Source organism: Craurococcus roseus (assembly GCF_039523795.1).
Taxonomy (GTDB): Bacteria; Pseudomonadota; Alphaproteobacteria; order Acetobacterales; family Acetobacteraceae; genus Craurococcus; species Craurococcus roseus.
Window position 1 is genome coordinate 1 of the sequence record NZ_BAAAFZ010000066.1, and the last position, 9179, is coordinate 9179.

Annotated in this window: 9 protein-coding genes and 1 tRNA gene; 4 read left to right on the top strand and 6 right to left on the bottom strand. The window is 74.8% G+C overall.

The features are described 5' to 3' along the window. Positions 1-414: hypothetical protein (locus tag ABD067_RS20345; RefSeq protein ID WP_343897220.1), on the bottom strand; the 414-nt coding region annotated here is incomplete at its 3' end. 113 nt (positions 415-527) lie between these two features. Here ABD067_RS20345 and ABD067_RS20350 point away from each other — a divergent pair. The 4 genes from ABD067_RS20350 (at position 528) to ABD067_RS20365 (ending at position 2831) form a co-directional block, all read left to right on the top strand. After that, positions 528-1076 carry a hypothetical protein gene (locus ABD067_RS20350; protein ID WP_343897221.1) on the top strand — a complete coding sequence of 183 codons (549 nt, stop codon included), beginning with the start codon at positions 528-530 and terminating at the stop codon, positions 1074-1076. Between the two features lie 87 nt (positions 1077-1163). Beyond that, positions 1164-1550, top strand: coding sequence for a hypothetical protein (locus ABD067_RS20355; RefSeq protein WP_343897222.1), 387 nt, complete (start codon positions 1164-1166; stop codon positions 1548-1550). Between the two features lie 21 nt (positions 1551-1571). Further along, complete coding sequence (locus ABD067_RS20360) at positions 1572-1811, top strand: hypothetical protein (protein ID WP_343897223.1); 240 nt, start codon at positions 1572-1574, stop codon at positions 1809-1811. A gap of 246 nt (positions 1812-2057) precedes the next feature. After that, positions 2058-2831: a hypothetical protein gene (locus tag ABD067_RS20365; RefSeq protein WP_343897224.1), complete on the top strand. Its 774-nt coding sequence runs from the start codon at positions 2058-2060 to the stop codon at positions 2829-2831. 546 nt (positions 2832-3377) lie between these two features. Here the strand turns inward: ABD067_RS20365 and ABD067_RS20370 are convergent. From ABD067_RS20370 to ABD067_RS20390, 5 genes are all read right to left on the bottom strand, one after another. Further along, positions 3378-3453, bottom strand: a tRNA-Glu gene (locus tag ABD067_RS20370). 55 nt (positions 3454-3508) lie between these two features. Further along, positions 3509-5332: a single-stranded-DNA-specific exonuclease RecJ gene (recJ, locus tag ABD067_RS20375; protein ID WP_343897225.1), complete on the bottom strand. Its 1824-nt coding sequence runs from the start codon at positions 5330-5332 to the stop codon at positions 3509-3511. Further along, positions 5329-6342: a class II fructose-bisphosphatase gene (gene glpX, locus ABD067_RS20380; protein WP_343897226.1), complete on the bottom strand. Its 1014-nt coding sequence runs from the start codon at positions 6340-6342 to the stop codon at positions 5329-5331. Before glpX ends, recJ begins: the two co-directional genes overlap by 4 nt. 58 nt (positions 6343-6400) lie before the next feature. Continuing rightward, positions 6401-7699 carry a homoserine dehydrogenase gene (locus ABD067_RS20385; protein ID WP_343897227.1) on the bottom strand — a complete coding sequence of 433 codons (1299 nt, stop codon included), beginning with the start codon at positions 7697-7699 and terminating at the stop codon, positions 6401-6403. After that, positions 7696-8925, bottom strand: a complete 1230-nt coding sequence (locus ABD067_RS20390; RefSeq protein ID WP_343897228.1) for an LL-diaminopimelate aminotransferase — start codon at positions 8923-8925, stop codon at positions 7696-7698. The genes ABD067_RS20385 and ABD067_RS20390 overlap by 4 nt, the downstream gene beginning before the upstream one ends. Between the last annotated feature and the right edge of the window lie 254 nt (positions 8926-9179).

Below are 9179 nucleotides of genomic sequence, written 5' to 3' on the forward strand. Positions count from 1 at the left end.
CTGCGCGTCGTCACCCACAGCCTCATGCTCCTCGCCGATCCGGCGTGAGCCTTTCAACAGAGCATCGCCCGCTTCCAGCCATTCCGGCCGTCCGCGCAGCCCGAGCGCGCCGCGCACCGCGCTGCACGCCACCCAGCCGGCGGCCACCACCACCTCCGGCCGGCACTCCAGCAGGGCGGCGCGCACGCGCGAACGGGCGCCGGGGTACCAGTTGCCCGACGGCGGCCGGTCCAGCGCGTTGACCCGCCGCGCCGCCGCCAACAGGTCGGGGGCCACGCCCCAGCGCCGGCACGCGGCGGCGAACCACGCGCTGCCCTCGGGCAGCGCTTCCCCGCCCGTCGGCAGCGTCGGCGGGAAGGACTCCAGAACCACCAGGACGCGCGTCCCGGCATCGGCGTGATCGGTTTCGGCCATTCGCACTCTCCGTCGAGGGTTGGCGGGCGGCGCTTGTCCGCCCCGCACCTCCCTTGACGGCGCGGCGGCGGCCTTCCGGACACGCGCGCCCCCGATCCAGGAGAAGCAAGACCGTGACCACACCACCCGCCGCCGGGCCCGCAGCGCCCGGCGACGCGATCACACGCGACATGGTCGAGGCGGCACGGCACGGCGCCTCGCGTGCGTTGCGCTCCGATGGCGCATGCGACATCGAGGACGCCGCTGCGGACGCGCTGGCCAGGCTGGCGGCGCTCGGCGGCCTGCCCAAGCGGATCGAGCGGCCCGCCGCCTTCGCCGCCGCGTGCGGGCGCAACGCCGCGATCGATGGGCGCCGCCGTGCGCTGCGGGACCGTGCGCTGCGCGTACGCTTGACGGCGGCGCCCCGGGCCCTGTCCACGCGCGAGGCGATGGGCCTGCCGCCCGGCTGGCACCCGCAGGAGGTCCGCCCGCAGGCGCGGGACGCCCTCGCGGCGCGCCGGATGTTGCGCCGGTCGCCCTCGCCTTCCTTGCGGTCGGCCGCGAAGGCGCTCGCGCTGCTGCTCGGCGGCGCGCCGCTGCCCGACCACGGCGGCGATGCCGACCGGCGCCGCTTCGACCGCGGCGTCGCCCGGCTCGCCCGGCTCATGCGCGGCCGTCCCTGACCCGGCCCCCGGTTCCTCGACCGGGCCACCCGGCCCCCGCCGCTGGGCCGCTCTTCTCCCCTCCCCCCCGAACACACGGAGCATCCCATGCTCGACGACACCAGCGGCGCGTCCCGCCGGCCTTCGCCCTTCTCCTGGCTCCACGCCCTCGGACTCCACCCTTCCGACCTCGCCGGGTTCGGCGCCGAGGTGCGCCTCGCCGGCCGGGAGTTGCGAGCCCTCCACCGCGACGCCGCCGGCCGGAGCACCGGCTGGGAGCGCGTGGTGGCCGGCCCGCACGGACGGACGGACGGACGGACGGACGGACGGCTCCGCTACGCGCACACCGAGGGCGGCGCCAAGGCGCTGTTCCGCTCGCCGCCGGGCCGCACCTACAGGTTGCTGGTCACCGACGGCGCCTTGCCCGCCATCGCCGCCGCGGCCTGCGACCGGCGCTGGTCCGCCACCTGCTACGCCGGCGTCGGCGGCGTGTGAACGGCGGCGGCCGCCCGGGCCGTGGCCGCCCTCGTCGCCGGCGGGATCGCCCGCGTCGTGCTCGCCCTCGCCGCCACCGAAGCCGGCGGGCGCATGGCCCGGGCCGCGCTGGCCGACCTCGAGGGCTTGCCGGCTTGCGTCGAGACCAGGCACCCGGGCTGCGGCACCTGGATCGCCACGCTCCAGCGGCAGCGCGGCGGGCTCGGCCCGCGGCCCGCGAACCCGCGCCTGCCGCCGGCCGCGGGGGGCGCCGCGCCATGACGGCCACGCCCGACCGCTCCGCGGCCGCCCTCGCGCGCTGGCTCGCCGCCCTGCCCGGCTGGCCGCTCCTCATGGACCTGGCGACCGCCCGCCGGTTCACCTCCACAACCCGCGCCCAGTTCAACGCCCTGGTGGCGTGCGGCCTGTGGCCGCCGCCCCGCGAGCTTCTACCCGGCCACCGGAGGTGGCACCGGGAGGAACTGGCGATTCGGGCTGCGCGCCTGTTCCGGATCGAGCCCGATCGGCATGACGAAGACCGACACGAAGCGGGGGCGGCGCAAGCCGCGCTCGACGCCTTCGACCCCCGCGCCGCCGCCCTACGTCAAGGTCGTCGCCAAGGCGGACGGTGGGGCCTACCTCTACTACCAACGCGACGGCCAGCGCGTCGCGTTGCCGGGCCCGTTGGGGTCCGTCGCCTTCCACGGCGCCTACGACCGTGTCCACCGCGGCTTCGAGGGCAGCAGGGCCCCGGCGGCCGAGCGCGTCATCCACACCGTGGAGCGCGCCATCGCAACGTACCTCGGATCCGCCGACTTCCGGGCGTTGAAGCCCGGGTCGCAAGGCGACTACCGACGCGTCCTGGACCGGTTCCGCGCCCACTTCGGCGAGGTCCTGCTCCCCCGGATCACGGAGCCATGGTTGCAGGCCTTACGCGACAAGTACGCGCCCGACCGGGCGAGTGGCGACGGGGGGCGCGCCAACGACTGGACCGCGCTCCGCAGCCGGATGATCGCGGTCGTGGACACCTACCGCAAGCGCCACCCGGAGGCCGCCGCCGGCAATCCGTGGCGCGACGTGCGCCGCCTCAAGGCGGCGGCGGCCCGGTCGCACCGGCCCTGGCCGTCCGGCGTGCTCCTCAAGGTCATGGCCGGCGCCACGCCCGAGTTCCGGGCGCTCTTGGTGGGTTACCTGCTCACCGCCCAACGCGGCGGCGACGTCACCGCCTTCAGCCCGGACCGGTACGACCCCGCGGCGCGGACGCTGGACCTGCAGCAGGAGAGACCGGCGAGCCGATGCTGATACACGTGCCCGAGACGCTCGCGCGCGCGATCGAGGGCAGCGCGGGCGACACGCCGACTGCCTGTTCGTCACCCCGCGGGGCCGCCGCTGGACCGCGGCCAACGCGCAGGAGACGCTGCAAACCCTGCTGACCAACCTCGGCCAGCCCCGCTACACGCTGCACGGGCTCCGGGCGACCGGCGCCGCCGCGCTCAAGATGCTGGGTTTCGAGAACCGGGCCATCCGGGCCCTCACCAGCCACACCAGCGACGCGAACCTGGAGATCTACCTGGCGGGCGTCGACCACTACCCGCTGGCGCGCGAGGCGCAAGAGGCGCTGGAAGAGAAGTTCGGCCCCATCCTCGACGAAGCCGTGAGCAAGGGCGAACGGGGCAAGGCGGCCGGCGCGACCGGGCGGGAGGCGGCGAGGCTCGGGGTGGTCGGCCGCGCCCGCGCGAGGCGCCGAACGGCACGCGAACGGCACCGCGAAAGCCCAGGAATGGAACGCGAAACGCGAGTGGAAACTGGAAACCGCCGGCGCCGCGCCCAAGTCACTGAAAACGAAAGTGGCGTCCCCAACGGGATTCGAACCCGTGTTACCAACGTGAAAGGCTGGTGTCCTAGGCCTCTAGACGATGGGGACGTGCCGGCGCCGGTTAATGGACCGCGCTGCGCGGGTCAAGCCGCCCGCAGCATAATCAGCCGCCGCCGGCCGGCACCGGCGCCGCGTCCACCACGTGCAGGCAGGCCGTCACCGAGTCGTTCCAGCGCTCCGCCCGCAGCGCCCCGCACAGGTGCAGCGGCACGCCGCCCGAGTTCAGGAGCGCCTGCGCCAACGGCCCGTCCTTGGCGCGGAAGCAGATGGCCTTGAGGCGTCCCCCGCCGCCCTCGCCCTCCAGGAAGGCCCTCACCGTGTTGCCCTCCTTGCCCACCCGGTCCGCCCGCACCACGCGCGCGCGCGGGAGGGCGAAAGTCGGCTCCTCGTTGCCCGCGCCGAAGGGCGCCAAGCGCTCGACCTGCAAGGCGAGGTCCGTGCTGGCGGCGCCCACCGCCATCGCGCCTTCCACAACCAGATCGGCCGCGCCCGGCAAGGCCGCGGCCCCGTGCAGCCGCTCGTTCAGGAAGGCATGCACCTCTTCCCACCGCGAAACGGCGAAGCTGAACCCGGCCGCCATCGCGTGGCCGCCGCCCGTTTCCAAAAGCCCCGCCTGCCGCGCGGCGATCACCGCGCTCCCGAGGTCCACGCCCGGCACCGAACGCCCGGAGCCCTTGGCGAGCCCGCCGGCGACGCCCGCCACGCAAGCCGGCCGGTTGAACCGCTCCTTCACCCGCCCTGCGACGATCCCGACCACGCCGGGGTGCCACCCCTCGCCGCAGATCAGCACCACCGGGTGGCCCGCCGCCACCTGCGCCTCGGCCTGGGCCAGCGCGCCGCCCAGCACCTCCGCCTCGACCTCCTGCCGCCGGCGGTTCACGGCGTCCAGCCGCTCCGCCATGGCGCGCGCCTCCACCGGGTCGTCGCAGAGCAGCAGCCGCAGCCCGAGGTCGGGTTCGTCCACGCGCCCTGCGGCGTTGATGCGGGGGCCGAGCACGAAGCCGAGCGAATGGGCGGTCGGCGCGTCCTTCACGCCGCCCACCTCCAGCAGCGCCGCGATCCCCGCCCGGCCGCGCCGCGCCATCACCTTCAAGCCCTGCGCGACGAGCGCCCGGTTCACGCCGGTCAACGGCATCACGTCGCACACCGTCGCCAGCGCCACGAGGTCGAGCAGGTCCAGCAGCCGCGGCTCATGCCCGCGCGCGAAGTGCCCGGCGCGGCGCAGCGCCCGGTGCAGCGCCACCACCGTCAGGAAGGAGACGGAGGCGGCGCAGAGGTGCCGCAGGCCCGAGCCGCAATCGAGCCGGTTCGGGTTCACCGCCGCGTGGACACGCGGCAGCGCGCCCTCCGCCTTGTGGTGGTCCAGCACCACCACGTCCGCCTGCCCCCTCGCCTCCTCCAGCGCCGCGTGCGCGGCGATGCCGCAGTCCACGCACACGATCAGCGTGGCGCCGCGCGCGCACAGCTCGCGTATCGCGGCCGGGTTCGGGCCGTAGCCCTCGCGGATGCGGTCCGGGACGTAGTGCGTCACCTCGCAGCCGAGGTCGCGCAGCGCGCGAACCATCAGCGCACCCGAGCACGCGCCGTCCACGTCGTAGTCGCCGAACACCGCGACCGTCTCGGCCTCGCGCACCGCGCTGGCGAGGCGAGCGGCGGCCGCGTCCATGTCCACCAGCACGGACGGGTCGGGCAGCAGGGCGCGGAGCGTCGGCTCCAGGAAATCGGCCGCGGCCTCCGGCCCCACGCCGCGCGCCGCCAGGAGCCGCCCGACCAGTTCCGGCACGTCGAGCCGCTGGGCGATGGCCAGCCCGGCCCGGCCGTCGCCGCCGTTGCGCCAAACCCAGCGCCGACCGGTGGCGCTGCGCCCGATGCCGAGCGCCGGCCCGGCCGCGGCGGCGTCCGCGTCAGCGAAAGCCGTCGCGCTCAAGGGGCGTAGACCGGCCGCTTCACCGCGAAGTTGTGGTGCCCCTCCACGTAGCGCACGGTGCCGGACTTGCTGCGCATGACTATGGAGTGCGTCACCGCGCCGCCCGGGAATCGGCGTACGCCGCGAAGCATCGGGCCGGTGGTCACGCCGGAGGCGGCGAACATCACCTCGCCACGCGCCATGTCCTCCAGCCCGTACTTCCGGTTCGGGTCCGTGATGCCCATCTCGCGCGCCCGCGCCGTCTGCGCGTCGTCCTCGAACAGCAGCCGCCCCTGCATCTGTCCGCCGATGCAGCGCAACGCCGCCGCAGCCAGAACGCCCTCCGGCGCGCCGCCGGAGCCCATGTACATGTCCACGCCCGTTTCCGCTTGCGACACCGCCACCACGCCGGACACGTCGCCGTCCGGGATCAGCATGATGCGCGCCCCGGCCGCGCGGCAGCGCGCTATCGGCTCCTTGTGGCGGTCGCGGTCCAGCAGGCAGACCACCAAGTCGGAGACCTCCGCCTTCCTGGCCTTGGCCAGCTCCCGCAGGTTGCGCTCGGGCGACTCGTCGATGTCCACCACGTCCGGCGGCAGCCCCGGCCCGACCGCCAGCTTCTCCATGTAGACGTCCGGCGCGTGGAGGAACCCGCCCCGCTCGGCCAGCGCCACCACGGCCATGGCGTTCGGCATGCCCTTGGCGGTGAGGGTCGTGCCTTCCAGCGGGTCCACCGCGATGTCCACCCACAACCCCTCGCCGTCCTTGGCGTGGAGGCCGACCTTCTCGCCGATGTAGAGCATCGGCGCCTCGTCCATCTCGCCCTCGCCGATCACCACCGTGCCGCAGATGTCCACGGTGTCGAAGGCCAGGCGCATCGCCTCCACGGCGGCGCCGTCGGCGGCGTTCTTGTCCCCCTTGCCCATCCAGAGGCTCGCGGCCAGCGCGGCGGCTTCCGTCACCCGCACCAGCTCCAGGGCCAGGTTGCGCCCCACCACCAAGCCCGATTTGGGCTCAAGCCTCCCCGACATCTCCGCCTCCGCATCGATCAAGCAAGCAGGTATGCCACCGCCGCGCGGCCGGCGCAGCCTACATCGGCTCGATCCGGATCAGCGCCGGCCGCTCCAGCACCGATTCCAGCGCCGCGATGCGCCCCAGCGCCGCCCGCATGGCCGCTTCCTCGCAATCGTGCGTCGTCATCACCACCGGCACCGCCTCGCCCGGCGCCCGCCCGCGCTGGAGCATCGCTTCCAGGGAGATGGCGCCGTCGCGGAGGATGCCGGTCACGTCCGCGATCACGCCCGGCCGGTCCAGCACCATCAGCCGCAGGTAGTAGGCGCCGACGTGCCGCTCCATCGGCAGCGCCGGGGCCGAGCCGCCCAGCGACGAGTCGGCGCCCCACACCGGCGCGTGCCGGCCGCGCGCGAGGTCGATCAGGTCGGCCGCCACGGCGCTCGCCGTCGGCCCCGCCCCGGCGCCGCGCCCCTCCAGCACCAAGCGCCCGGCGAAGTCGCCTTCCGCCACCACGGCGTTGAACACGCCCTCCACGTGGGCGATCGGCGAGGCGGCCGGCACCATGCAGGGATGCACCCGCGCCGAAACCCCGCCGTCCCCGGCCTGGGACGCGATGCCGAGCAGCTTGATGCGGTAGCCCAGCTCCTCCGCCAGCGCGATGTCGAGCGCGCTGACGTCGCGGATGCCCTCGACGTGGACGGCCGCGAAGTCCACCGGCCGGCCGAAGCACAGCGCCGCCAGGATCGCCAGCTTGTGCGCGGCGTCCACGCCGTCGATGTCGAAGGAGGGGTCGGCCTCGGCGTAGCCCAGCCGCTGCGCCTCCGCGAGCACCTCCGCGAAGCCGCGCTTCCCCTCCCGCATGGTCGTAAGGATGTAGTTGCACGTCCCGTTGAGGATGCCGGCCACGCGCCCGATGCGGTTGGCGGCCAAGCCCTCGCGCAGCGCCTTGATGGCCGGGATGCCGCCCGCCACCGCCGCCTCGAAGGCCAGCGGCACGCCCTTCGCCGCCGCCACCTCGGCCAGGGCCGCGCCGTGGACCGCGAGCAGCGCCTTGTTGGCGGTCACGACCGGGCGCCCGGCGCGGAGCGACGCCTCCACCAACCGCCGCGCCGGCCCCTCGCTGCCGCCGATCAGCTCCACCACCGCGTCCACGTCCGGGTCGGCGGCCAGCGCCACCGGGTCGTCGTGCCAACGCACCCCGCGCAGGTCGAAGCCGCGGTCGCGCCCGCGGTCGCGCGCGGACACGGCGGCGACCTCCACCGGCCGCCCGGCCCGCGCCGCCACAACCTCCGCGTTGTCGCGCAACAGCTTCAACAGCCCGGCGCCCACCGTGCCGAGGCCGGCGACGCCGACGCGGAGCGGCGCCACGCTCATGCCCGGACCAGCTCCGGCGACGCCGGCGCCTCGGCCGCCGGCCCGGCGTTGTCGCCTTGCAGGAAGGCGCGGATGCCCCGCAGCGCCTGCCGTATGCGGTGGTTGTTCTCCACCAAGGCGATGCGCACGTGCCCGTCCCCGTGCTCGCCGAAGCCGAGGCCCGGCGCCACCGCGACCTTCGCCTTGGCCAGCAGCAGCTTGGAGAACTCCACGCTGCCGAGGTGCCGGAAGCGCTCGGGAATCGGCGCCCACACGAACATGCTGCCTTCCGGCGAGGGCACGTCCCAACCGGCGGCGCGCAGGCCCTTCACCAGCAGGTCGCGCCGCTCGCGGTAGAGGACGCGCATCTCCGCCACGCTGTCCTGCGGCCCGTTCAGCGCCGCCGTCGCCGCCACCTGGATCGGCGTGAAGGCGCCGTAGTCGAGATAGCTCTTCACCCGCGCCAGCGCCCCGATCAGCCGCGGGCTGCCCGCCGCGAAGCCCATCCGCCAGCCGGGCATGTTGTAGGTCTTGGACATGGAGGTGAACTCCACCGTCACCTCCTTCGCCCCCGGCACCTCCAGCACCGAAGGCGGCGGCGTCGCGCCGAAATACAGCTCCGCGTAGGCGAGGTCGGACAGGATGAACAGCTCGTGCCGCCGGCACAGCGCCACCAATTCGCGGTAGAACTCGATGGAGGCGAGGTGCGCCGTCGGGTTCGAGGGGAAGTTGACGATCACCGCCGTCGGCTTCGGCACCGAATGCTTCACCGCACGGTCGATCGCCGCCAGCATCTCGTCGTCCGGCGCGCAAGGCAGGCTGCGCACGGAAGCGCCGGCGATGATGAAGCCGAACTGGTGGATCGGGTAGGACGGGTTCGGCACCAGGATGGTGTCGCCGGGCGAAGCGATGGCGTTGGCGAGGTTCGCCAGCCCTTCCTTGCTGCCGAGCGTCGCCACCACCTCCGTCTCCGGGTCGAGCTTCACGCCGAAGCGCCGCCCGTAGTAGCCGGCCAGCGCCTTCCGCAGCCCGGGGATGCCCTTGGAGGTGGAATACCGGTGCGTCCGCGGGTCCTGCACCGCCTCCACCAGCTTGGCCACGATGTGCGGCGGCGTCGGGCTGTCCGGGTTGCCCATGCCGAGGTCCACGACGTCCTCGGCCGCCGCCCGCGCCTTGGCCTTGGCCGCGTTCACCTCGGCGAAGACGTAGGGCGGCAAGCGGCGGATGCGGTGGAATTCCTCGGTCATGTTGAACTCGGTCCGATTCGGGGGGCCGCCGTCCCATCCGGCGGATCGCCACCTATAAACGAACCGCGCCGCCGCGTCAGCGACGCGCGGGCGGTGGCTGCGCCGACAGGTCGGGCGACGGCGGGGGCGGCGCGCCCAGCAAGTCGGGGGCCGGCGGCAATGGCGGCGCGTCCGGCACGTCCGGCGCCGCCGTCCCCGGCCGCGCCGTGGGCGATCGCGGCGGCGAAGGCGCCCCCGGGCCCCGCGCCCCGGGC